Annotated in this window: 24 protein-coding genes and 1 pseudogene; 21 read left to right on the top strand and 4 right to left on the bottom strand. The window is 41.7% G+C overall.

The features are described 5' to 3' along the window. The first annotated feature begins 17 nt into the window (after positions 1-17). The 13 genes and pseudogenes from V6B33_RS15195 to V6B33_RS15130 all read left to right on the top strand — a co-directional run bounded on the left by V6B33_RS15195 (position 18) and on the right by V6B33_RS15130 (position 14,143). Positions 18-806 (top strand): DUF2935 domain-containing protein, encoded by a 789-nt coding sequence (locus V6B33_RS15195; RefSeq protein ID WP_334218599.1) that lies wholly within the window; start codon positions 18-20, stop codon positions 804-806. A 338-nt stretch (positions 807-1,144) separates the two neighbouring features. Then, positions 1,145-1,560 (top strand): annotated as a pseudogene (locus V6B33_RS22090) (SRPBCC domain-containing protein). Between the two features lie 60 nt (positions 1,561-1,620). Further along, complete coding sequence (locus tag V6B33_RS15180) at positions 1,621-2,028, top strand: nuclear transport factor 2 family protein (RefSeq protein WP_334218596.1); 408 nt, start codon at positions 1,621-1,623, stop codon at positions 2,026-2,028. A gap of 321 nt (positions 2,029-2,349) precedes the next feature. Further along, positions 2,350-4,089 carry an ABC transporter ATP-binding protein gene (locus V6B33_RS15175; RefSeq protein WP_334218595.1) on the top strand — a complete coding sequence of 580 codons (1,740 nt, stop codon included), beginning with the start codon at positions 2,350-2,352 and terminating at the stop codon, positions 4,087-4,089. Beyond that, positions 4,086-5,873, top strand: a complete 1,788-nt coding sequence (locus V6B33_RS15170) for an ABC transporter ATP-binding protein (RefSeq protein WP_334218594.1) — start codon at positions 4,086-4,088, stop codon at positions 5,871-5,873. The genes V6B33_RS15175 and V6B33_RS15170 overlap by 4 nt, the downstream gene beginning before the upstream one ends. 121 nt (positions 5,874-5,994) lie before the next feature. Beyond that, positions 5,995-6,750, top strand: a complete 756-nt coding sequence (locus tag V6B33_RS15165) for a class I SAM-dependent methyltransferase (protein ID WP_334218593.1) — start codon at positions 5,995-5,997, stop codon at positions 6,748-6,750. A gap of 38 nt (positions 6,751-6,788) precedes the next feature. Beyond that, positions 6,789-7,190 carry a flavoprotein gene (locus V6B33_RS15160; RefSeq protein WP_334218592.1) on the top strand — a complete coding sequence of 134 codons (402 nt, stop codon included), beginning with the start codon at positions 6,789-6,791 and terminating at the stop codon, positions 7,188-7,190. Between the two features lie 147 nt (positions 7,191-7,337). Then, complete coding sequence (locus V6B33_RS15155) at positions 7,338-8,150, top strand: aminoglycoside adenylyltransferase domain-containing protein (RefSeq protein ID WP_334218591.1); 813 nt, start codon at positions 7,338-7,340, stop codon at positions 8,148-8,150. After that, the gene (locus V6B33_RS15150) at positions 8,141-8,329 is read left to right on the top strand and encodes a PspC domain-containing protein (protein ID WP_334218648.1); all 189 of its coding nucleotides are present in this window, start codon (positions 8,141-8,143) and stop codon (positions 8,327-8,329) included. The genes V6B33_RS15155 and V6B33_RS15150 overlap by 10 nt, the downstream gene beginning before the upstream one ends. Before the next feature lie 433 nt (positions 8,330-8,762). Beyond that, complete coding sequence (locus tag V6B33_RS15145; RefSeq protein WP_334218590.1) at positions 8,763-9,923, top strand: beta-ketoacyl synthase N-terminal-like domain-containing protein; 1,161 nt, start codon at positions 8,763-8,765, stop codon at positions 9,921-9,923. Next, a complete protein-coding gene (locus V6B33_RS15140) occupies positions 9,924-11,666 on the top strand; it encodes an ATP-binding protein (protein ID WP_334218589.1) in 1,743 nt (580 codons plus the stop codon). Positions 11,667-11,828: 162 nt separating this feature from the next. After that, on the top strand, positions 11,829-13,112 hold the full coding sequence (locus tag V6B33_RS15135) for a HAMP domain-containing sensor histidine kinase (protein WP_334218588.1): 1,284 nt from the start codon (positions 11,829-11,831) through the stop codon (positions 13,110-13,112). Between the two features lie 119 nt (positions 13,113-13,231). Then, entirely contained in the window at positions 13,232-14,143 is a 912-nt protein-coding gene (locus tag V6B33_RS15130) for a cupin domain-containing protein (RefSeq protein ID WP_334218587.1), read from the top strand. A gap of 125 nt (positions 14,144-14,268) precedes the next feature. Here V6B33_RS15130 and V6B33_RS15125 read toward each other — a convergent pair whose 3' ends face one another. Together V6B33_RS15125 and V6B33_RS15120 are read right to left on the bottom strand one after the other, a co-directional pair. Then, complete coding sequence (locus V6B33_RS15125; RefSeq protein WP_334218586.1) at positions 14,269-15,030, bottom strand: YibE/F family protein; 762 nt, start codon at positions 15,028-15,030, stop codon at positions 14,269-14,271. Further along, the gene (locus V6B33_RS15120) at positions 15,027-16,172 is read right to left on the bottom strand and encodes a YibE/F family protein (protein WP_334218585.1); all 1,146 of its coding nucleotides are present in this window, start codon (positions 16,170-16,172) and stop codon (positions 15,027-15,029) included. The genes V6B33_RS15125 and V6B33_RS15120 overlap by 4 nt, the downstream gene beginning before the upstream one ends. A 333-nt stretch (positions 16,173-16,505) precedes the next feature. Here V6B33_RS15120 and V6B33_RS15115 point away from each other — a divergent pair, with 333 nt between their 5' ends. Next, positions 16,506-16,967, top strand: coding sequence for a hypothetical protein (locus V6B33_RS15115; protein ID WP_334218584.1), 462 nt, complete (start codon positions 16,506-16,508; stop codon positions 16,965-16,967). Positions 16,968-17,018: 51 nt separating this feature from the next. On the opposite strand, the gene V6B33_RS15110 is transcribed toward V6B33_RS15115, so the two are convergent. Beyond that, positions 17,019-18,554: a hypothetical protein gene (locus V6B33_RS15110; protein WP_334218583.1), complete on the bottom strand. Its 1,536-nt coding sequence runs from the start codon at positions 18,552-18,554 to the stop codon at positions 17,019-17,021. A 152-nt stretch (positions 18,555-18,706) separates the two neighbouring features. Here V6B33_RS15110 and V6B33_RS15105 point away from each other — a divergent pair, with 152 nt between their 5' ends. After that, the gene (locus V6B33_RS15105) at positions 18,707-19,483 is read left to right on the top strand and encodes a nucleotidyltransferase domain-containing protein (RefSeq protein ID WP_334218582.1); all 777 of its coding nucleotides are present in this window, start codon (positions 18,707-18,709) and stop codon (positions 19,481-19,483) included. Positions 19,484-19,556: 73 nt separating this feature from the next. Here V6B33_RS15105 and V6B33_RS15100 read toward each other — a convergent pair whose 3' ends face one another. After that, on the bottom strand, positions 19,557-19,976 hold the full coding sequence (locus V6B33_RS15100) for a VOC family protein (RefSeq protein WP_334218581.1): 420 nt from the start codon (positions 19,974-19,976) through the stop codon (positions 19,557-19,559). A gap of 298 nt (positions 19,977-20,274) precedes the next feature. On the opposite strand from V6B33_RS15100, the gene V6B33_RS22085 reads away from it, so the two are divergent. From V6B33_RS22085 to V6B33_RS15075, 6 genes are all read left to right on the top strand, one after another. Beyond that, complete coding sequence (locus tag V6B33_RS22085) at positions 20,275-20,400, top strand: ATP-binding cassette domain-containing protein (protein WP_442915542.1); 126 nt, start codon at positions 20,275-20,277, stop codon at positions 20,398-20,400. Next, positions 20,370-20,624, top strand: coding sequence for a DUF2268 domain-containing putative Zn-dependent protease (locus V6B33_RS22080; protein WP_442915543.1), 255 nt, complete (start codon positions 20,370-20,372; stop codon positions 20,622-20,624). Before V6B33_RS22085 ends, V6B33_RS22080 begins: the two co-directional genes overlap by 31 nt. Further along, on the top strand, positions 20,584-20,904 hold the full coding sequence (locus V6B33_RS15090; RefSeq protein WP_334218579.1) for a DUF2268 domain-containing putative Zn-dependent protease: 321 nt from the start codon (positions 20,584-20,586) through the stop codon (positions 20,902-20,904). Before V6B33_RS22080 ends, V6B33_RS15090 begins: the two co-directional genes overlap by 41 nt. Positions 20,905-21,021: 117 nt before the next feature. After that, positions 21,022-21,834, top strand: a complete 813-nt coding sequence (locus tag V6B33_RS15085) for a hypothetical protein (protein ID WP_334218578.1) — start codon at positions 21,022-21,024, stop codon at positions 21,832-21,834. A 421-nt stretch (positions 21,835-22,255) separates the two neighbouring features. Next, entirely contained in the window at positions 22,256-23,560 is a 1,305-nt protein-coding gene (locus tag V6B33_RS15080; RefSeq protein WP_334218577.1) for a hemolysin family protein, read from the top strand. 65 nt (positions 23,561-23,625) lie between these two features. Next, positions 23,626-24,732: an AI-2E family transporter gene (locus V6B33_RS15075; protein ID WP_334218576.1), complete on the top strand. Its 1,107-nt coding sequence runs from the start codon at positions 23,626-23,628 to the stop codon at positions 24,730-24,732. Positions 24,733-24,914: the final 182 nt, after the last annotated feature.

Genomic DNA, 24,914 nt, shown 5'->3' with positions numbered 1-24,914 from the left:
TAATAAGGAGGTATTGCATGGCTAATCCGATTGTTGAACGATCATTGGACGAAATACATTTCTGGTCAAGGATTATGAAAGAGCATGCTTTATTTTTGAGTTTGGGTTTTACTTATGAACAGTCACAATTGATAGAAGAGGCCCGGCAGTATATCTCAATGTTTGAGAGAATCGAAGAAAAGCTGACTGGATTTTCAGTAAACTCAGATCTGCACCAAGTTCAGGCATTTAATAGTGAGGTTTATCAAGCTGCAGCGGCAATATGGAGTTACAAACGGAAGGTATTGCGGTTAACTCTTAATTGCCAAATCAGAACCAACAATTTCCCATTATTAGTGGATCATATTAGCAGAGAAGCGGCATACTTCGCCAATCGGTTAAAAGAACTCAATGAAGGCAAGCTGGTACCGGAACCAGATACCGTGATTGAAGAGAATGTATTCTTTTTAAAGATAATGGCAGACCATGCAAAGTTTATAGGTCACCTATTAGATCCGTCAGAAAGAAAACTGGTAGAACAAGCAAGGGAATTCAGCCATGATTTCGATCAGTTGGTGTTTCAGGCACTTGATTTAAGTTCTATGCGCCCCCAATCTGAAACCAAACCGATCCTAAGTCAGTTTTTAAACCAGAATAGAGTTTCAGTTGCCTCCTTAAGGGACTTCAAGAAAACAGCAAGGGAATTAATTGAAGCATGCCGTATAAAGAGTAATATTCATCCTCTTTTAGCAGATCATACATTTAGAGAAGCTGAAAGATTCATAGAAATAATTGATTTGTTTGAGGTTAGTTTGGAAAATAAGTGATTGTAAACTTGAATAAGTGTCCTGTGGTCATGTTTTTTAAAACGGGTAAAGATGTTCTCAATGGTGAAGGTGAGCCTGTCCCGCACGATGCAATTTGAATAACAGAGTGGATGGCAGGCCAGAGGAGGAAACCATTAAACATCTTACCCCTTTCCCTGAAAAATTTATGAAGGTACTTTTTCTAGTAGGATTATATCTGCATGTTGAAGAATAAGTAACCACAACATTTATTTTTCGCAACTCGTTATCCCTGATGTATCTGGCATTAGATATATCCAATATGTAGTTGTATAGAATAGTGTTTGAACCCAATAAGTAAGAAAGTGAGCTGTTAAAAAATGAACAATCTAACTAAAATCCACATTCAAAAACAGGCAAATGAAATCTTTGAGGCATTTGTTGATCCGTTGAAAATCGGAAACTTCTGGTTTTCTTCAAGTTCTGAAAGGTGGGAAGAAGGGAAAACGATCACACTAAAATACGAGGAATATAATGCGCAGGGAGATATACATATCAAAGAAATCCATAAGAATGAAAAAGTGAATGGGCAGGCAGTCGTCTGGTGACAATTAATTTTTATCCTGCAGAAAAGGGAGGCACGATCGTAGAAGTGAACGAGGAAGGATTTAATGGGGATGATGAGTATCTGATCGATCAATTATTGGACAACAAAGAAGGCTGGGTATATATGTTGACTTGTTTAAAAGGCTATATGGAATTTGGAGTGAACCTTCGTGCTGCATTAGTTAAGTGACAACCGAATTAATATTCGCTTAAACCGTATATTTCCTTTAAAATAGATAGTAAAGAAAGGATGGTTGAAATGAAAGAAACAGTTCAGGTTGATCGTACGCTAACAAAGAAAGAGAGAGCAGTGTCGTTTCTTCAACTAGCAGCATCAGGGAGCGTTCGGGAAGCCTTCCAAAGTCACGCCGGTCCTGACTTTTTTCATCATAATCCCTATTTTCGCGGAGATGCAGAGTCACTTTTGGCGGCGATGGAAGAGAACGCTGCTGCAAACCCGGACAAGACTTTTGAAGTGAAACGGGCGATCGAAGAGGGAGATACCGTTGCAGTTCATTCACATGTGAAGCAGAATCCAGATGATCTTGGAGCGGTTGTCATTCATATTTTCCGATTTGAAAATGACAGGATTGCTGAACTTTGGGATGTAGGTCAACCGGTCCCGGAGAACTCGCTGAATGAACATGGTATATTTTAGTTTTATATGAAGTGTCTTCCCCTCAATGGGTTGGATAGGAACGGGTCTTTTGCTTGCCTATGACAAGTGGGAGATCCGTTCTTTTTTGTATGCCTGAACTTATACAAACCTTCTCCCTCAAAAGTTGTAGAAAACCTTTGACCAATAGAATGAAGAGATCCACTTCCATATTGGATAATATAAAAAATATAGCCAGTGAGCGGATTGATTAGCACAGGCACACTGAAAATAACTATTATTGTTCATGACTATAATTAATTCAGTTTTTAGTGAATATTTTCATTTATTGGTATAAAATTGAATCTTGTGAGGGGGATCAACATGAATTTATTAAAGACTACTATAAACCATTTTAAACCGTACTGGAGAATGCTGCTTGTTGCACTTGTCTTTTCCGTTATAGGCGGTCTTTTTACAGTTGTGCCATCCATTCTTGTAAAGCGGCTGGTTGATGATGTAATCGTTGGAGGAGACTTGAATTTTCTGTTCTGGGTGGTCGGGGGGATCCTTGGTGCATACCTCGGGAAATCCCTGTTTGAGACGATGCAGGAATATGTGCAGGTGAAAATCGGGCTGGATGTGATTACGGATATGCAGATTCGTGCGTTCAGCAGGCTGCACCGGACGCCAATGTCGTTTTTTTCGAAGACACCGAGGGGGGATATGTTATTCCGTCTGACGCATGATGTCGAGTCGATTCAGAACTTGAATAATACGGTTGTGCCGCGTATCCTGCAGCAAGTCGTTGGAGCGGCTGCCGCGTTCTCTACTGTAATTGTATTATTCTGGCCGGCGGCGGTCGTGATGTTTGCGGTGTTTGCCATCTATATCGTCCCGTCCTTTACGCTCGGTAAAAAGATGCGGAAGATGAGTGCGGTCCAGCGCGAGATGAGTGCAGATATGTATCAGCACCTCCAGGAAAGTATAGAGAGCGTCCGTTTAGTGAGGACCTATCAAACTCAGGATCAAGAATTGAGAACCCAGGAAAAGAAGTTGACGGGTTGGAAAACGTTCTCGATCCGTGCGGCATTGATCGGCAAGGTCAATTGGCGCCTTGGAAACTTATTCAATATTGCTGCTCCCGGTGTCGTGATGCTGATTGGCGGAATGGCCATCTGGGACGGGAAGATCACAATCGGTACGCTCGTTGCATGTCTTAGTTTCATTCCCATCATGTTCCTGCCCGTCCGTTCGATGGCAGAGCATGCTTTGACGATTCAGCAGGCGATTCCTGCGCTGCAGCGAATCTATGAATATTTTGATCTGCCTGAGGAACATGATCTTAAGCTTCCTTCTATTGATGAAGTAAATGGGAAAATCCAACTTGAGAATCTCTGGTTTGCTTATCCGGGAACTGATAAGCAGATTCTGAAAGGTGTTTCCTTATCTCTTAAAGAGGGTGACCACATCGGGATCGTAGGTACGAGCGGAGGCGGTAAAAGCACGCTCGTCCAGCTTTTACTCGGATTGTATGAACCTCAGCAAGGTTCAGTTCTAATCGATGATAAGAATCTATTTGAATATAATCGAAACAGCTTTAGAAAGCAGGTCGGCGTTGTATCCCAGGAAACGTTTCTATTAAACAGCACTCTGCGCCTAAACCTCTTATATGGAAAATCTGATGCGACGATTGATGAACTGGACCGGGCTGTGGATGCGGCTGGGTTAAAGGAATTGATCAATTCACTTGAAGAAGGGTATGAAACGATTGTCGGCGAGAGGGGCTTGAAGCTTTCTGGAGGGCAAAGGCAGCGGGTGGCACTTGCCCGCGCGATCCTAAGACAGCCATCAGTATTGATTTTTGATGAAGCGACCTCATCACTGGATGGTGAAACGGAAGAACGGGTGCAGGCGTCCCTTGAACAAATGATTCCCGGCAGGACGACGATCACGATCGCGCACCGGCTAGTGACGGTCAGAAACGCAGATTTGATTATCCTTCTTGATCAGGGAACAGTGGCTGAAAAAGGAACACATGAGGAACTGCTCCTACAGAGAGGGAAGTACTATGAACTATATAAAGCACAATACAGCGAGCTAGAAAAGGAGATGATCGGATGAATGTGAATGCGGTCTCCAAACAGAACAATCGTGACGGCAGAAGGGTACTTTCCTTTTTGCGACCATATAAAAAATGGGTAATCGCAGACTCGATCGTCATCGCCATCAGCCAGGTGTTTTCTGCGCTGATCCCGACGCTCGCTCTTAGCTGGCTTGTTGATACGATCATACCCAATGAAAATTATAACTGGCTATGGGGATTAATGTGGCTCTTGATTCTATCTGCCGTACTTGATCTGGTCATGATGGTCATCGATGAATATTTCTGTCATCAGACAGCGAAGACCGTGACCAATTGGCAGAAGCTGCGTCTTTTCCGTCACCTCCAGATTCTGCCGTATTCGTTTTACCATAACAATTCCACAGGGGAAATGCTTGCGAGGGTGTCTGATGATCCGGATACACTCCACAACTTCCTTGCCTGGGAAGGATCTACCTTCATGGCTAGTGTGCAAGGTGTATTCATTTACAGCCTGGTACTCCTGTGGATCCATCCGTATCTGATGATTACCAGCGTTGTTCTCGGTGTGTTATTTTACTGGACTTCTAATTATGTAGGAGCACGAACGAGGTCTGCTTCAGCAGATGCCAGAAAAGAAGCATCGAGATATCTAGAGAGATTGAGAGAATCTGTGACAGGTGTTCATTTATCACGTGTGATGGGGGTCTCTGATAGTGAGGTTGATAGTGTCATTTCGATCCGCGACAAATTCGTCGAGCACTCTATCAAGGAACTGAAGGCACGGATGCAGTCGGTTGTTGTCATTGCAAGTTATAACGGTTTTGCACTCGGACTTGTTTATCTGATCAGTACTCTTTTAATTTGGAATCAAGGCCTGACAAGCGGACAGATGCTGACAGCTGGAGGGCTTGTGACCATCGCTGCGAATGAAATGCAGCGCCTCCTCCGAAACTGGTTGTCTGTCAGAAGAACGGGGCCGGCACTGGACCGCAGTGAACTCCTCTTGTCTGAAAAAGCTTCAGAAGCAGAGGTGTCAGCAGGACTCCATGGTGACCGGGCAAATGGGAACATTCGACTTGAGGACGTGTCGTTCGCTTATCCAGGAAAGGATGAAAATGTGTTAAAGGGAATTTCTTTTTCCATTAATGCTGGTGACAAGTTGGCGCTGGTCGGCCCGAGCGGCTCAGGGAAATCCACGATTGTCGACCTGTTGTTCAGGCTTTATGATAACGGTGCCGGCACCATTGAATTAGACGGCCGCGACATCCGGGAATGGGACACTGCTTGGCTGCGTTCCCAAATGGCGATTGTGACCCAGGACGTCCTATTGAGAAGTGGTACCTTAGCGGATAATTTGAGAATCGGCAAACGCGATGCAACCGATGAGGAATGCATGAAAGCATTGAATGACAGCGGACTCGGTGACCTGATCGAAACCCTGCCGAAAGGGCTCGACACCGAGGTGGGTGAAAGGGGAAGTCTCTTTTCAGGCGGGCAAAAGCAACGGCTGTCACTGGCAAGGGCGATCCTTAAAGGTTCACCGATTCTCATCCTTGACGAAGCAAGTTCCGCTCTCGATCCTATCACTGAAACTAAGATCAATGAGACAGTGCTCCGAGCAGGGAGAAATCAAACCATTATCATCGTATCCCACCGTTTATCAACCGTCCTGGCTGCGGATAAAATTGTGGTCTTGGAAGATGGCAAAATCGTTGAACAAGGAAAACATGCAGATCTTTTATTAAATACCAAGGGTGTATACTCTCGACTGTTTGGAAGAGAAGTCGGGATTGGCGGGTCAGCGATTGATCATGTTTCTTGAGCATATATAAATAGAGAAAGGGACAGTCTTTTAAAAAAAGAAAAAGGCTGTCCCTTTTCTTAGTTGAGTTTGTGGTAAAATTAGGATACTAGTTTCAGATATGATAGGCGGAGGGGTTAATATGACTACAACGATTCTAAATCAAAACAAAAAGAGCTGGGATAAAGTAGCCCATCATTTCAATGGGATTGATGCCCTGCCCAGTTACGGCCCATTTACGCAAACGGAAGACGAATTAGGCCTGTTTGAAGATTTAAAAGAAAAGAGAGTACTCGAAATAGGGTGCGGGAGCGGACACTCTTTGCTGTATATGGCAGAGAAGGGTGCCGGTGAATTATGGGGTGTCGATTTGTCTTCTAATCAAATCGCAGCGGCGAAAGAAACGCTGAAAGAACATAGTCACAAACTGTATTGCGCTCCAATGGAAAAGGACATAGGTCTGTCAAAGTCGTATTTCGACGTGGTGTATTCTATCTACGCAGTAGGCTGGACAACCGATTTATCTTGTACATACCGACTGATTCACTCATATTTAAAGCCAGGCGGGTATTTCATCTTCAGCTGGGATCATCCCTTGTACCCCCATATGAAAAGTGACAATGGTGAAATTCGCCTTGACGGATCCTACCAAAAGGAAGGAGTGACAACCTACCCCAACTTCAAAGGTGAAGATGCCCCCGTAGTCATTCCAAAACGAAAAATGAGCACATACATCAACGAATTGATTCAAGCGGGGTTCTCGATTGAATCGGTCATAGAAAGCGATGTCTCAGAAATCCATCAAGCAATGGAAGCAGAAGTCTCTGATCGCTATTACTCTTTATACAAGGCAAAGAAATTTCCTACTACAATGATTATTAAAGCGAGAAAAATGTGATGAGGGTGAATGGAATAGAGTATTTTAAGGGGGGAAGTATGAACCACGACACATTCAGGCCGTTTCTCGATACATTTATTGATGCCTGGAAACAGTCATCAATAATGAGTATGGAAAAGTTCATATCCAATGATTATCAAGCCAGGGAGATCACCGGCGGTGACATAGTTGACTTTGGTTATGAAGAATCGATAAATGGCTGGAAACAAGGGTTTAATTTTATAAAGGAAAACAGAGCACAATGGGAAATTAACGAAGTCTCCATCATCACTCTAAGAGAAAATGAAATGCTTGCCATACTCTCAGCAACCATCATCATTGAAGGAAAAACCCTAGAAACAGCGAATATATTCTTTGACACATTCAAGAAATCGGTTGAAAACGAATGGCAGCTGATCAGAAGTTACATCGAAGCAGGGGTTCCTATTGAGAATTTATAATTCCAAAGGCACGTCATTGCATTAATATATTCAGTGAAAGGATTTAAAATTCTTGTGAAAAAGATTTAGCAGAAAATATCTGCCACAGCGTTTAACCGGCCATAACTAAATCAGATAATATAGCATGGTCAGAAAGAGGTTTGCAAAATGCCATACAATTGGCTAGATTGTCCAATTAAAGTGAAAGATTTTGTTCTGAATTTACTGAATGGTATCAAAAATTTGTTAAATGACGATTTTGTAGGTTTTTATTTGCACGGCTCATTAGCCATGGGAGGGTATAATCCGAGCCGGAGTGACATAGACATATTGGTTGTCACTAGCGAATCCATTAGTGTTCAGACAAAAAGAGAGCTGGCAAAGTTCTTTTTACATTACTCTGCCAATCCGTATCCTGTAGAAATAAGTTTCCTGAATGAAAAACATATTGGGAATTGGATTCACCCTCTCTATTATGAATTTCATTACAGTGAATTTTGGAGAGAACGATACAAAAATGATATGTCAAAAAGTGCAAATTTATATATAAATGAACAGATACAGCACGATTCTGATTTGGCTGCACACATCATGATCACAAATCATCGAGGGATTTGTATCGAAGGGAAACCAATAGTTGACGTGTTTCCTCTCATTCCAGAACAGGATTACCTTTCTTCTATTAAAGGAGATTACTTAGAATGTTTAGAAAAGATTGAAGAGGATCCAATTTATTGTGTTTTAAATATGATGAGAGTTTATCTATACGTTAAAAGCGAAATGATTGTATCAAAGCATGAAGCGGGTACGTGGGGTCTGTCAGGATTACCTGATGAGATACAAAGGACCATTAAGAGCGTTATGACCATTTATTGTGGTGAGAAAGGTTCTGTTCAATTCACCAAAAAGGAACTCTTTACATTTAGTCAGTATATCGATAACAGATTGAAAATAGGAGAAGCTAAGGGGGAATCAATATAAACAAAAAACTAAGAAAATCAACCGCCGATAAGTCGATTTCCGGTGTGTGTGGAGGGATTGCTGAGTACTTCGGTGTCTCTTCTTTCATGGTCAGAATTTTATTCATTATTTTGCCCGCGAATATACTGATTTATATAATTCTTGCAAATACGTTGCCTGACCCACCCCCATCTTTATAGAACACAATTTTTCAATAATAAAAGGAGGACAGATCACCCGGCTGACTTGCATGCTGACCTGTCCTCTTAAAGTATGCAGGACCAATCAAAAGTCCTTATCCTTCTTCGATTTATACTTGAAAAACTTTATCGTTACCCCAATAAGAATTAAAATCAAGATCAAAGGAAGAATGAGAAATAAAGAGAATCCTGTTGTTCCAAGCATTGAAGTTCCTCCTAGCCAATGATATTTAAATAGTTGTTAATAAGAATCATATTCCCGCTGTTTCTTTGTCTGAAACTTGCCAGTACACAAATACCCGTCCCGAGATTGTCAGCAAGGTAGTTAACATTCTCCGGAAGGGGTATTTGTGTTCCCTGGAAAAATAGGTATATAGTTTTGTCGGAAATAGCAGTAAACTAATAGTAGAAACAGGGAGAGAGTAGGGGTTAGATGGGGAATGTTGTCATAACGGGGTATGGGATCATTGGCCCGGGGATGTCCGATACAGATCAATTTAAGGATATTTTACTCCATAAGAGAAATGTTCTGAAAAAGGAAGAGATTCATAGAAGGCAGCTTTATATAGGAAGAGTGTCCGAAAATGATCTTATTTTCGATGGACTCTTATCTTTTTCCAAAAGGCTGCCGAAGACAGCGAAGATGCTGCTGCATGCTGCCAGTGAAGCTGTTGCCATGTCAGAGCTTCCCAGGGAGGGATTGCGGGTTGGTGTGGTCGTCGGTTCCTCCGGAGGGGCGATTTCTGATATACTTACTTCAGCAAATGGGAAAAATCATCCATTTGCCATAGGGAACATGAATGCCTATACCCTTGCTTCAAGTATATGCGCGGCTTTTCATATAAACGGTCTATCTTATACATTGAATAACAGTTGTACTTCGGCTTTGGATGCAGTCAATCTTGCGAAGATGCTGATTGATTCCGGTCAGTTGGATATTTGTTTAGCGGGTGGAGCGGATTCTACCTTGGAAGATGTTGTCTTCGAAGGTTTTTCCCGGTTACACGTTTTAGGTAGTGCGGATGAATCCTGCACATGTGGCCCTTTCTCAGGAGGAAAAGGATTTTCAATGTCTGAGGGGGCAGGGGTATTGGTGATGGAAAGGAAAGAAGTCGCCAAGCGGCGCGGTGGTGTAATACGCGGGGAAATCGGATTGGCTATGACAAACCAGGATGCCGTTTCTCCATATAAATCAGATTCATCCGGAATAAAGCTAAGGGAAGCCGTTGACCATTGCCTGTTGGAGGGAATGCCCACATACATAAACAGTCAGGCGTTGGGGATCAGTCAAAATGATCAGCTCGAATCCGATATATATAAAGAGAAGTTTTTGAATGAGAATATCCCGATTACCTCCATTAAAGGGATGGTCGGTCATGCAATGGGTGCTTCCGGAATGTTTCAACTCATATCAAGCCTTATTAGTATAGAAAGTCAGTTCATACCTCCTGTTATCGGATACGGGCAGAAATCCATCGACGGACTGTTGGTTGTGAAAGAAACCAGAAACGAAGACGTCGAGCGTGTATTGATCACATCCCAGGGGTATGGGGGAATCAACAGCTGCATGATGGTAAATAAGGGAGAGAGATAGATGGAATTTGTTCTATTAATTGCGATATCGTTGATTCCAGTGATTATATCAGGATCATTATTATATTATTCGAAAAGCGAAATAACCAATGGATTGTCCATTTTTCTAGTGCTTTTATGCTTTTGGCAAATCGATATTGCATTCCTTTATGCAAATGATTTCATGTCGGAAGAAGTCATTGATGGAGCATTCCGTCTATTCAGGATCGGACCGATTATGATTATGCCTCTTATGTATTATTTTGCTTACCTTATCATCAAAATAAATAAGGAATTGGGGGCCTTCAGGAAAATTTTCACCAAAGCAGGGCTTGTTGTTGTATGTGTATTCAGCTTGATTGTTTATGTCATCAATTTCACGAGCATCGGAATCGTCTCGTATTCTGTAATTCCGGAGACTGCCTTTTCACCTTCCCATCTTATACCGGAATACGGAGAATTGAATTCTACATTTTTAATTAATATCGTCTTTGTTTTCATCCATACATTGTTCATCCTAATTCTTACTTCAAAGCTCAAGAACGCTTTCTATAAGCTATTCTTCACGAAGCTTGCGCTTGGAGCCGTGTTTGTATTCATCAATGGGGTGATCAGCGGGTTCGGTGTGATTCCTTTGTACGTGTCCAGCTTCAATTCGATACTGGTTGCCATCATTTTATTCCTTGGTTTCTTTCAGATGCAATCACAAAGGCTGAATCTTGCAAATCAAAATCTTGAAAAGCAAAGTGATCTGATGGAAGAAGTTATGAACATCAATCCGAACTACCTGGTCGTCTTGAATAAAGCCAATGAAATCATCAAAGTCAATACATCCATGTGCACGCTCCTGTCAATTACCAGAGAAGAAGTGATCGGACAGGATTTCTCTATCCTTTTGAAGGGAAGGAATGATGAGAAGTTCGAAACAGGCAAACTTCAGAAAATCAGCTTGATGGATGGGGTGGTTCATTACATACAGTTCGGTTTCAAGTTTCTCGCTTATAAAAACGAGGAAGAATATACCCTTTTCTATGGAATCGATTATACCAATCAAAAAGAAAATGAACTTCTGCAGCTTTCTTCAGAAAAGTCAAAGGTCATCGGTGAGCTTGCTGCCAGCATCGCCCACGAAATCCGCAACCCATTAACGACGGTAAGAGGCTTCATGCAGCTTTCAAAAGAAAAAAATCCAAATGGTGAGTATAAAAAAATTGTTCTCGAGGAAATCGACCGCATCAATGAGGTACTGAAAGAACTCCTCCTCCTGGCAAAACCTGAAGCCAAGGCATCAACAGAAATAGACCAGGAGGACCTTAACGCCGATGTTTACCAGGAAGTTATGAATGTATCCAAACTATTTCAGGGAGCATCACTTGAGCAGAATAAAGAAATAATAATCACCAGCAGACTGCAATCAACCGCATTGGCCGCAATGTCGAAATCTCACTTCAAACAAGTGGTGATCAACATCCTTAAGAACAGCCTCGAAGCACTCTCACAAAAAGGTGCAATTAAAATTAAGCTGGATGCTGTTGATGGGAAGATTCGCATCAGTATTACAGATAATGGGAAAGGGATCACCAAGGAACGACTTTCCCGCATAGGGGAACCTTATTTTACTAATAAAGAAAAAGGGACAGGAATCGGTCTCACTATCTGTTTCAAGCTAATTAAAGACTACGGTGGGGAAATGGTCGTGAAAAGTAAAGCGGGATGGGGCACATCAGTCAGCCTATGGCTGCCGGCAGGAGGAAAAACAGATTAGATCAAAGGATTATCCCAGTGCGAAAATGCCGCAAAGTTTAGAGGAACGGGCTTCTCACAAAAGTTACGCTACTAAACTATTGAATCTCCGTTATAATAGTAATTGATATTGATTGTATTACATTTCGAATTTATTCTGACCTGAAATAACGGAGGCATTCCCATGAGCCATTCAGAGTTATTAAACGGTTTACTGATCAACCTTCTTGTCATACTAATCATCATATTATTAGTAAACTTCTATCATTTATCAAATAAAAGAGTCTATAAAGTACAGATTAAATCGTTTCCGGTGTTTATTATTGCTACCTTCCTGATATTTTTGAGTCTCTTATTGTCCGTTGAATTCAACGACGGATTTATCTATGATTTACGATTCATCCCTTTTCTATTGGGTGGAATATATGGAGGGAGAAAGGTGCTTCCGTGGCTTGCGGTGACAATGATCGCGGTGCGTTTGCCGTTCATGGGCTCCGGATTCATTATTACGGTGGCGCTCACATTCGTATCATGTCTTGCTATTTATTATTTGTCCCCCAAACTGGCTGCAAAACCTTGGGTGAGAAGGGTTTACTGGTTTACGTTTTTCTCATTCTGTTATTCGATACTCGGTTTCTTGATGCCCTCGTTGTTCTTTGGGTTCAGTGATTACTCTTCATTCTTTATCTATTCAGCCACTTTGACAGCTTCCACGTTCTTTGTGTTTTACTTGTGTGAAATGATACGGACCACTTATATTCTTCAATTAGAATCGATTAAATACGAAAAGATGCAAGTTGTCAGCCACTTGGCCGCGAGTATGAGCCATGAGGTAAGGAATCCGTTGACTACAGTGAAAGGATTTCTGCAATTGATCAACGAGAATCCATCGGATGCGCCAACCAACACAGAGCTTTCAAAAATAGCGGTCAGCGAAATCGACCGGGCGACTGAAGTCATCAATCAATACCTGAACTTCGCCAAACCTCATCCCGAAATGGAAATCGATGTCGATGTAACTGGAGAAATCAAGAGGTCAAAAGAAATCATCATGCCGCTTGCAACCAAGAAAAGCATCATTGTGGAAGCAGAACTCTTACATCATCGCTTGATTAAAGGCGATCCCAACAAGCTGCAGCAGGTTCTGATCAATGTCATGAAAAACGGAATCGAAGCAATGGAATCAGGAGGGACGTTGAAAATCATCAGCTATGAAGAAGATGGCAGGCTGTATATTGTTGTCACTGACAACGGAATCGGGATGACCGAGGAACAAGTCACCAGACTCGGAGAACCTTACTTTTCACTAAAAGGAAAGAATGGGACGGGTCTTGGAATGATGACCGTCTTTCAATTGGTCGATGGAATGAACGGGGTGGTGAAAGTTTTGAGCAGAAAACATAAAGGAACCTCAATTATTTTGTCCTTTCCAGTGTCGGAGGCAAAGAATGAGAAAGAGATCATATAATGAAACCGTCCATCAGTGTCTTTATTGCACAGATGGACGATTTTCGATTTTTAGCAATAGCACATCTGCCCAAGTTCAGCATATGATATCGAGTGGAAATTTGAAAGGGATGAGTGAAGATGCATGATCCATATCATACTTACTTGAATCAAAACCACCTGAACTTTATGGCGGCAGGTCAGGGAAGCCATCAGCAGACAGCGGAGATCCTCCTCCAAGGTATCATAGGCAAGGCTTCTGCAGTTGATTTTTACAGCCGGCTAGCCCATGCAGCGCCAGATGAAGAGCACAGAAATCAGCTTGTTCAGATAGCTGAAAACGAAAGAGAACAGTGGGTGCAATTGACGAATTTTTACACTTTAATGACGGGTGTGCAGCCTACGTATCAGTTTGTGCAAATTCCTTTTCAAAGCTATCAGGATGGCTTAGAAAAAGGTTATGAAGCAGAATTGGAGAGCTATGAACACTACAGGGTGGGCACCTTGATCACCCAGCATCCTGAGATTTATGAAGTGTTTTCGGAAGCCTGCAAGAGGGAATGGGAACATGCAAAGCAGTTAAGCCACATGGGAACAACGGGGGGGAATCGACTGGATTTCGGACCTGAGCCGTTCACAGTGAACATAGACGACGCGACAGTGCAAAACAATACATTTCGTACAGCAATCTGGACCGGCGAACATCTGCAAGTAACGTTGATGAGCATCAATGTCGGCGAAGATATTGGACTTGAAGTGCATCCTGAGCTTGATCAATTCCTTCGTATCGAACAAGGGCAGGGTTTTGTTCAGATGGGAGATGGCGAGAATAACTTGAGATACAAGCGTTACGTGGAGGAAGATTTCGCGATTGTGATACCAGCTGGGACGTGGCATAACCTCACCAATACCGGTAATGAGCAACTGAAGCTATACTCGATCTATGCACCGCCTCAACATCCGAAAGGTACTATCCATGAAACGAAAGCCGATGCGATGACTGCTGAGTACGCGGAGCAGGGGCGGAAGTATTTTGGTGGTCTTTGGGAATGAGGCGTTAAGACGGTTCTTCTGCTGAAGAGAACCGTCACTTTTTAATTTTTATCCTTGTCCAGATGACATTATTTAGGGTGTATTGATCAGTGCAGCATTCAGCCATTACTGCAGAGGCGTCCCTGCTATCCAGAACGCTTCTTTACCAAGTAATAAGCCGTGATCCAAGAAGTGACCGGTATTGCCAATGCTACCCCGATGCCGGCAGATCCAATAAAGATCATTTCCGAACTGAATACCTTGGAATTGACGATTTCTCCTATGGAATAGGACAAGTCCTTAAACCAGATCAGAAGGGCCATGTATCCTCCGAAGAAGGCAAAGAACAATGTATTGGTGCTAGTCCCGAGGATATCCCTTCCGATACTCAGTCCAGATATGAAAAGGTCTTTTCTGCTGATTGATGGATTGTGAAAATAGATTTCGCGCATCGGGGATGAAATGGAAATCGATAAATCAATGATAGCGCCGATCGTACTCATGATGATCATAGCTGCACCGATTTTCACAAAATCCACTCCAACAAAAAGGGAAAACGCACCGATTTCTTCGATTTCTTCCTCGCTGAAGCCCTGGATCATAGCCATGTCGGTCAACATCAGAATGAAGAAAAGCAATGCACCGGTAGTGATGATTGTGGAAATGAAAGCGGTCACCGTCTTGATATTGATTTCACTGATGAAAAACAGGGAAATACAACTGATCAGGACGCATGCGAATAGCGTCAGGATGATTGGATTCATGTGTGGATCATTCATCAGGATGATGGCTAAAAGGAGCACCCCGAAGTTCAGGAATAAGGCAACAAAGGACCTTGCTCCCTTTTTCCCTCCGATTCCTACCATTAATATGAAAAGAATGGCTGCAAGCCACAGTTGTACAGTCATTGTCCAGCCCTCTTTCGATTGACAAAAAAGATGGAAGTATAGATGCCGATCGGGATTGCCAGTGTTATGCCGATACCGCCGGTCAAAGCCCTTGCCATTTCCAGTGAAAGGTTCATGGATAGTGTGAAACCAAGTGGTGAAGCATTTTTAAAAAATAATATGAGCATGGGGATGGCACCGCTTATATAAACGAAAAATAGGATGTTCGTCATCGTCCCCATAATATCCTTGCCTATATCAAACCCTGACTTTCTTAAGGCTTTAATGGAAATTGCGGGATCCTTCTCATACAAACCGAAGATGGAGGAGGATAGTGTAATCGCCACATCCATCACTGCACCTAAACAGCCTACCAGGATTCCCGCCATGAACACCATTTCATACGGACGGGTTAAAAATTGCATTTCCTCATATTTGAGCCCATTTCCGGAGGTTGCCTTCACAACGATAAAGCTGATCAATAGTGTCGTGAATGTGACAATCAGCGTCGCCGCCACTGCGGCATAAGTCTTTTCATTAAAGCCATTCACCAATAACAGAGATATGGCGGTAAAAAATATGACGCCGATACCGCATACAATCATTAGGCTGATACCCTCGGATCTCAGGTAAATGTCCAATGCATAAGACAATATGATGGAGTTCACGCCCAGAGTGATCAAGGAGAATAACCCCTGTTTCTTACCTACAAACAATAAGAGGAGAATAAAAACCCAACCGATGATCATCAGGTATTTATCCCGCTTAACGTCTTCTATGTAGCCGGTCAGAACTTTGTTATCATCCTTTAGATCGTCAACCGAAACGAATAATTCGTCCCCAGGCTGATACTCTTGATCATATGCACCGGAGTCTGAATACTCATTAGTTAATTGAATTTCGAAACCGCTATACTCTCCGTTTTTCATCTCGGCAACGATTTTCTGGAAGTACTGCCGATCATTATTTCCGTTCATGTCAGTCATTTCAGTTGTCTTCTCTGTCTTAGTATTGATCACTTCCGCAATTGGGCGATCATAGAAGTCATGATTATGAAAAACGAAATATAGTGAAGTGGTAGCACTAAGTGTGAGGATTATGTAGAAGAAAAGTTGTTTAATTGACGTTTTTTGTAATTTTAATCTGGTAAGCTTTGCGAACAAAATGATACCTCCATCGTCCGGGGGGAATTAATATAGTAGTAATATCTTCAATGAAATTTGTTGAATAAGTTTTTATTATTTCATAAAAGGAAAGCTTAATCAAAAACATCATGACCGAAAAAATGGGGGACTTCCCTGTGATTATTAGATATGCAATTTTCGAAATAGTGGGGAAGTTTGTTGATTCAAAGAACTTATAATCCAAAATCATGATACAATAATGATTCAGTGGGAGTATTATTATTAAGATGAATTGACTTATCTCGCTTAGCATTAATCTCTCATGAAAGTGTACAAATGAATTATAGTTAGATAAGGATGGAGCCGAAGTATGTGAAAACTAAAATGATAATATTATTCATGATGGCATCTGTCTTACTCATGCCTAAAACGTTTGCGGCTGCCCCATTTGTAGTAGCCTCACAAAAAGCTGGAGGCTACCAATATTCCGTAATAAAAGATAATAACTCTTTTACCTGGAGTGTCGGACATCAAGATCATCTTATGGTTATTAAAGAGACCAAAGGAAATGAAATAGAACTGGAACGTTTTAGAAATTCTGTCGAAGATATCAATTTACACCTGTTTGAATTAATCATTTCGGCCGTCTACTTCTTGCTCGTATTGATTACGACACTCGTTATTTTTAAGAAAAATAAACAAATGTTTAAAGGAAGCCATCTCATTATCATTGCTTCATTAGCAGGTATCGCATTTTACAACAGCATAGTCACATCCATTGATGTGACCGCTGCATTTCAGGATGCACGCTATTATTATTCATTACTGCAATGAGTTGGATTTGTCCATATCGTTTTGGTCTGAGTATGCTAAATAGATTGGCAGTTATTGATTTGTCACACTTCCCAATGAATTCCTCAAATACGCGAAGGTATGAGGTTCACCACAAAGCTTTTCTAAGCGTTGATTCCAAGTGTATTGCTGGTTTGGTTTAATGAACGTTTTAATAAGCTCTTGAAATAAGTAAGTTTCTTTATAGATGCTTGTTACCTGGAATTTGTCACGGATCATGTCCCGAATCGCCAAAGCATAATTGTAATCTTGGAAAAATGCCGGGTTTTCAATATAAAACATCTCACTGGCAGGATGGAATGTTTCTCCCTCATACCCGAATACAGTTCGGTATGACTCATTTGCTATATCTTGCATAGGTCGCTCGGGAGCATTATATAATTCGAATTCCACAAGACTGTAATAATAATTCATTTTTAACATTGTGATATCTGTTAATTGATTGATTTCTTTTATTTGCGAAAATACGTCATCGTGTATGTCAAAATTCTTTTTTAGAAAATCATGGTCCGTCATTATGGTTTGGAATAATTCTGCGACTGTTTCTGCGGCTATGGATGAATAGAAGCGGTAAAGTTCAGGATAATGATATGAACTGAAATGCCCATCAAGTACATGACCCAATTCATGTATTCCTGACAAGAAAACTGAATAGGAATCTCGTTTATTCACAATCAGACGAAGATCGTCCGGATTGATATTTATGCAGAAACCGCCATAGGGTATCTCCATGCACTCAATCTTTACCGGTAACTGATCCATAGAGAGTCCAAGGCCATTCACTATATCGCTTAGCACCTCTTCCATACGATCTGAGGTAAAAGCAGTGCTATGAATTGTATTGAAATGAAAAGCTGAAAAATATTGGTCATAATGATGAATCTTTTCCCATCCAAACTTCTCGATAATTCTTTGATCCCACTCAGCTATTGTTTCTTCTGAATGTTTGATTAACTCTTTCATTTCCTTAAAGAATGTTTTCATGTTCATTTCCTTTATGCTGCACCTGAAATGATAGTAGTCCGTATACCCCTGGGCTCTTGCTAATTTGTTTCTGGTTTGGATCAATATTCTAAATAACGATTCATTATTTCTGCCGATTTTCTTCGCTTCAAGGAACAGCTTCTTCCTAAGCTCCCTGTCGGGATTCTCCATAATATTTGAATGAACCAAACCAAGATTATATTCTTTCCCATTTAAATCAACCGTGTATTCCATTAAGTTTTTTTGTAATTTTTGCTGGATCTCTATAACTTCCGGGTGACTATCCAGCGATTCAAGTTTCATTTTGGATATAAATACATCCAGTCTCCTATTCCAAATTTCATCCTCCCAAAGCTTCTTTCTCCATGATGACAATGTTGCAAGAAGTCTTTCATTTGTCATTAACTCATACTTTAATGTGGTAATTTCACCTAGTCTGTTAGACTGTTTTCCTTCTGAATACATCTCATAATATAAACGCTCTTCTTCTTGGTACAGTTGATCGAGTTTGTCAATTTCCACTGTATACGCTTCTTGCCATTTTTGTATGTCTGTTATTTCATTCAGACAATCAAAGTTCAGCATGAACCATCATCTCGTTTCTGGTTTTCCTTCTAATTTTAACATAAATATCCATAAATCCTTTTATATTAATCTATTTCTCTCACATCTATGAAACGTAACCAATAATTGGTATAATGGCATGATATTTATTATGAACAGAGGGGAGAAGGGAAATGAGGCAGGAAATCGCGGTAGAAAAAGTGGCTGTCAGTTTAAAAGGGGACCCAAGTGTCCTGAGTATCTTCTTGAAGGGATCAATGGGGAGAAGTGAGCATGATCAGTATTCTGATATAGATCTCTATTGCCTGGTAGAAGAAGGTGAGGAGAAGGCTTTTCTGGGTAGGCGGCTCGATCACCTCAAAGCTTATAAAGACTTAATATTCTACGATGATATTTTCATCATTGCTCCACAAATTATTGCAATCTATGATGATTGGCTTCATATCGACTTGTTCACCGTGACGGAAAAAACGATACAACAGAAGGATTTCTTCAAGGTCCTCTATGATCCAGACAACCTCATGGAAAAATATAATGCAGTTCAACATCTGACGATTACCAATGAAGATTTCCGGAACTGTGTGCTGGACGCCTCTTGGTTTCTGTTTCAACATAATAAAGCAGCAGACAGAGGAAATCATACGTGGGCTACTGAAATGCTGCGTCATTCTATGAGGAATGTAGCGACGATCCTGTTGGCGGGGTATGCAAGTGAACGAGCCCTCCTTGGATTAAAAACCATCCATAGGGATTTGCCTAATGAGAAACAGGATAAAATCCTTGAAATTTACGAATTGATGACGCCGTCTCAACACAATAGGGCTGCTCAATGCATTGCGATTCTTTTAAAAGATGAGTTTCAATGGATTCAGAGAGAATTAGGGAATGAAGATCAGAGGACAGTTTCCTTCATGAAGTTGATGGTAGAGACGATGGTGAAACGCTGTTAGGGGATTGGTTATTATGATTAAGACAAGGTACGGAATGAAATCAAGCAAACCATTCCTTAAACCTGTTTTCACATCATGACAAATCCGGATAATCACAATATTCCACAATCGTGCCTTCCGTATCAGCAGGATTTAAATAAATCAATCGCCTTCCGTGCTTATTGATTCGGAGACTGTCCTGTAGAACTCGAATTCCCAGCTGTTCCAATTCTTTCATCGCAGCATCCAAGTTATTTACACGGTAAGCGATATGATGCACACCTTTCCCTTTTTGTTTGATAAAGCGGGCAATAGGCGATGTCACATTATTCGTCGGGGCAAGCAATTCTGTCCTTGCACCTTCCACTTCCATAATTGCGATTTCGCTTTCGACGCCTTTAGCATCACTTCTGTATCTGTCGATCAGGGTTGCCCCGAGTACATTTTCATAGAATTGAATGGTGTCTTCTATATTTCTGACGGCTACGCCGATGTGATCTAACGTTTTTTTCATGGTCATTCTCCTATTCTGATGAATGTGTACTTAATTTTAACATAATCGTGTTTGGAAATTTGAATTAAGGCAAAAATCAATGGTTGTTCTCAAGAATAAGTAAAAATACTGCTTGCTTGAAACTTTTGCCATGCACTATTCGTATATCCAGTAAACCGTAATACTTTTATTAAATTCCAAGTGATGAAATGAGTGCGTGCTTTGATTGAAGTTGTCAACGTCAGTAAGCGATATGGATCGAACTTAGCACTGAGCGGTATTCAATTTACAATTGAAGAAGAAAAGCTGCTATGGATTGGTGGGCCCAAATGGGGCCGGGAAGTCGACATTAATGAAGATTCTGTCCGGGATTTTAAAGAACTTTGATGGGGATATCATGGTCAGTGACGGTTTATCATCAAGATTTTTGAGGGTGGGGACATAACCGTCTATATCCTGCCGGTCAATCCTGAAGCCACGATGAAGGGCATGGGTGGCTTCGCGGCTTGGACATTGGATGATAACGTGATTTTGCTCATGCTTGCCCCTTCTTATCAAGTTGGAAGGCAGTCGTATACGACTGCGCATGAATACCACCATTCGGTACTGATGGAGGCCGGTTTAGGTTATGATTCTTTGTTGGACTTTGTCGTTTTTGAGGGGAGTTGAAGTCCCTTGGACTAAAAAGGGCGATGATAAGGGGCTTGAAGTTTCTTTTTCTCTATTAAAAGATTACGGCAGTACGTCTCAGTTCGAGATTTACTATGTGTGGGAAAGTGGATATGCCTCCATGAACATTCCAAAGTGGACTAACTACCGGATGGGCTTTCTTATTTTGCAGAGTTACCTAAAAGACAATGGAGATATGCCGATAAATGAATGGACAGATATGGATGCCGGGGAGATACTGGCGGGTAGTGAGTACAAGGGGTATGTAGAAGATTTATAGAAAGTTGTACATATGAAACTAGTGAATAAAGGAGTGCCATCGCATGATTTCACTGATTGAGCTAAGAATGACCGATCCTGTTACGAACCGGATTATCTTTTATGTTGAGGATCTATTATGATTGCAAATATGTACAAACGAAGGGAAAAGGCTGCCAGTATCGTATTCATCGCCCTCCTGATGTTTGGAGGCGGGTTTGTTGCGATGACCAAACCCGATTCGGCTGAGCAATGGATGGAGTCGGTTCTGCTGTTATTACCTTCATTTATGATGCTTGGAATGGCAATCGCCAGCCGGCGTAATTTCAACAAAGTAAAGGATGCAGCCATTCCTGAATCAAAGGCAGACATTGTGGATCTGAATCATATTGTGATAAAAAAGGACGCTTCCTGGCTGCCAAGACTGCTTGTATTCGAAAAGACCGGTAGTTTCATAGGCACAGTCCATTTGAAAAAGGTTCCCTGGTGGGCTTACCCGGTCATCTTTTATAAGACTTCTTTGATCACATTTTTCCCGATTGAAATCGTCTTCACCTCAAGCAAGGGGAATGTTGTATTTAAATGCGTTCGAAAAGGCTTCAAACAAAGTATAGTGGAAATCTTCGGTCCTGGCGGGGAACCGGCCGGGTCATACATCCAGGAAGATTTCAAGAGCCTGGTTCATATAAAAGGGGAACTGAGGAGTAATGAAGGAGATTTACTTCTAAAAGTCAAAAGCTCCGGCTTCACAGGTGACTTCACCCTTCATGATGGTAACGGTCACCTTTGGGCACACTTCTATAATGGGAGATTCCCTCATGAATACACAACGATCTTCCGCGGTGTTTATAACGATATCATTGAGATGTCCGATCGTCTTTCTGAACAGAACAAGATTCTCTTATTGGGAATGGTGTCATATATGTTTTTAAACCGGAATGGCGGGGAATAAGCACCAAACGACGATTGAATAAGTGTTAATAGATATTCCTATTAACAGATATTTGATTTTTATGTTTTGAAAAAAATGGAATCCTATACAATGACTGTGACATACTAGAAAAAAAGATTTTCAGATTATTTGATTCCATACTTATAATTAAGTAAAATCGATTTATATTATTTTTTTCTGCTTGGGGGGATGAAAATGGGACAGAGAAGCTGAGAAGCGAATCAGTAAATATATGTTGTGTAACAAATGGTTCAATGGATCAATCCGGACTGTTGAAAGCTGTACGTATTGCTTCTCAGGTCAGGTTCTATGGAATCCCTTCAAGAGAGTCATGCACGCTTTCATCAATCCAGCCGTTCACTTTGTGAATGAAACTAATCATGATGGAGGTGTAAGCCTTATCTTTGTATAAGGCTGCTAATTGACAACGTCTGTAAATTTAATCTTAATTGTATTATTGATTGCTTTAACCGCATTTTTCGTGGCCACTGAATTTGCTATTGTAAAGGTGCGCTCATCCAAGATTGATCAGCTCATCGCCGAAGGTAAAAAAGGGTCGATCGCCGCTAAGAAAGTCGTGTCTCATCTTGATGAGTATTTATCAGCGTGCCAGCTTGGTATCACAATCACGGCACTTGGCCTGGGATGGCTGGGGGAACCGACAGTGGAGAAGATACTCCACCCGCTATTTGCTTATTTTGAGCTAAATGAAGCGGTCACTCAAATCCTGTCCTTCGGGATCGCTTTTGCCCTTGTGACATTCCTGCACGTAGTAGTAGGGGAACTTGCTCCGAAAACAGTAGCGATCCAGAAAGCCGAAGCCGTCACACTGTTATTCGCAGGTCCGATTATTTGGTTTTACAAGATCATGTACCCATTCATATGGTTCCTGAACGGCTCTGCGCGTATCTTCGTCGGTGTCTTCGGACTGAAGCCTGCATCTGAGCATGAAGAGGTCCATACCGAAGAGGAAATCAGGATCCTTCTGTCTGAGAGCTACAAAAGCGGGGAAATCAATAAGAACGAGTTGAAGTACGTCAATAATATTTTTGAATTTGACGAGCGGATCGCCAAGGAAATTATGGTACCGCGCAAAGAAATCGTTTCCCTTTCCATTGAGGTTAATCTCCAGGAAATCATGGATATAATAAGAAAAGAGAACTTTACCCGTTACCCTGTCGTTGACGGGGATAAAGATAATATTAAAGGATTCGTTAATATGAAGGAACTCCTGACAGAGACCATGGTCAATGATCCGGACCAGGGGGATTTTACTTTGCGTTCCTTCATCAATCCGATCATAACGGTTATAGAAACGATTCCGATTCATGACCTGCTGGTGAAAATGCAAAAAGAGCGTGTCCATATCGCTGTTCTTGTCGATGAATACGGAGGAACGTCAGGAATTGTGACAGTAGAAGACATCCTGGAAGAAATTGTCGGTGAGATCCGCGATGAGTTTGATGAGGATGAAGTGGCAGAAATCAGGAAGTTGAAAGATGGTCACTACCTGCTGGATTCAAAAGTTCTTATCAGTGAGGTCAACGCTCTTCTGAATACATCGATCGACATTGGAGAACTCGACATCGACACGATTGGCGGCTGGTTCATGACACATAAACTGAACGCTAAGATCGGGAGCTTCATTGAAGAAGAGGGGTACCGTTTCAAAGTCATTGAGAAAGATGGTATCCAGCTTCGCTATTTAGAAGTAACGAAGCAATAAAGATCGAAGACAGCAACTGGTATAAGACCGGTTGCTTATTTCATACATAAGAAGGGGTGAAACGATTGGCAAAGAAGGACAAACTTTACAAATGGAGCCTGCAAATTCTGATAATATTGACCATTATTTATGTAGCAACGAAAGTACCATTTTTATTCCAACCGATCGGAGTCCTGTTTTCAACGATCTTCTTTCCGATCATCATCGCCGGATTCTTCTATTTTTTGTTGAATCCTTTGGTGAATTTATTGGAAAAAGCAAGACTGCCAAGGACAGTGGCCATCCTCGTCTTATACGGGCTGATTATCGGTGCGATCAGTTTGATCATCGGTAATATCGCACCTGTCATCAGCCGTCAGGTTACAGGTCTTATCAATGATGTACCTGACTATGTAAGGCAGACGCGCGATTTCATCATGTATCTGTCCGAGACTGAACAGTTCAAGTGGATGATGAATCAGGACTATGTCCCGCTTGAGGATATAGAGAAACGGCTGGGCGAATATGCAAATACGCTGCCTGATACGATCACTACGGCCATTACAGGGGCGTTCGGCATTCTGACAAGTATAGCGATTACCATTGTTACGGTTCCATTCCTGCTATTCTTCATGTTCAAAGATGGACACAAACTGCCGAACGCCATCGCGAGGTTCATGCCCGAAGCATACCGCGAAGAAGGATTAGAGACGCTGCATGATACCAATAATACGCTTGCATCCTACATCCAGGGGCAGCTTCTCGTGGCATTATTCGTAGGTACCCTGACATTCATCGGTTACTTGATCATCGGTCTTCCATATGCATTGGTCATGGCATTGATCGGGGCAGTCACGAATATCATTCCTTACCTTGGACCCTTCCTTGGAGCGGCCCCTGCTGTCATCATTGCACTGTTCGATTCACCGACTAAGGCTCTCCTGGTCGTGATCGTCATCCTGATTGCCCAGCAAATTGAAGGTAATGTACTATCACCGCTTATCCTTGGGAAAAGCCTTGACACCCATCCTGCCACCATCATCATCCTGTTACTGGTGGCAGGCAATCTCGCAGGCATACTCGGTATGATCCTGGCCATTCCAACTTATGCGGTTGCCAAGACCATCGTTGTCAATACCGTCAAATTCATCAGAATGCGCCGCTATAATTTGAATGGACTGAAAGACGAGTGATCTTGTAAAATAGAGATCTGGGGACGAAAAAAATTGATAGTAAAAAAACATGGGGACGGCTCATTTGCTTCAAAAGCATAGAGTCGTCCCCATCCTTGTAAGAAATCCTATCAAACATCCCCTCAACGTGTTAAGCTAAAAACTTAAAGCCAACACTGTATTTAAATACTGTTCTTCCCAGT

Source organism: Mangrovibacillus sp. Mu-81, assembly GCF_036867415.1.
GTDB lineage: Bacteria > Bacillota > Bacilli > Bacillales > Bacillaceae_B > Rossellomorea.
The sequence above is the reverse complement of the archived record's forward strand: the minus strand, read 5'-3'. Positions and strand labels throughout refer to the sequence as shown.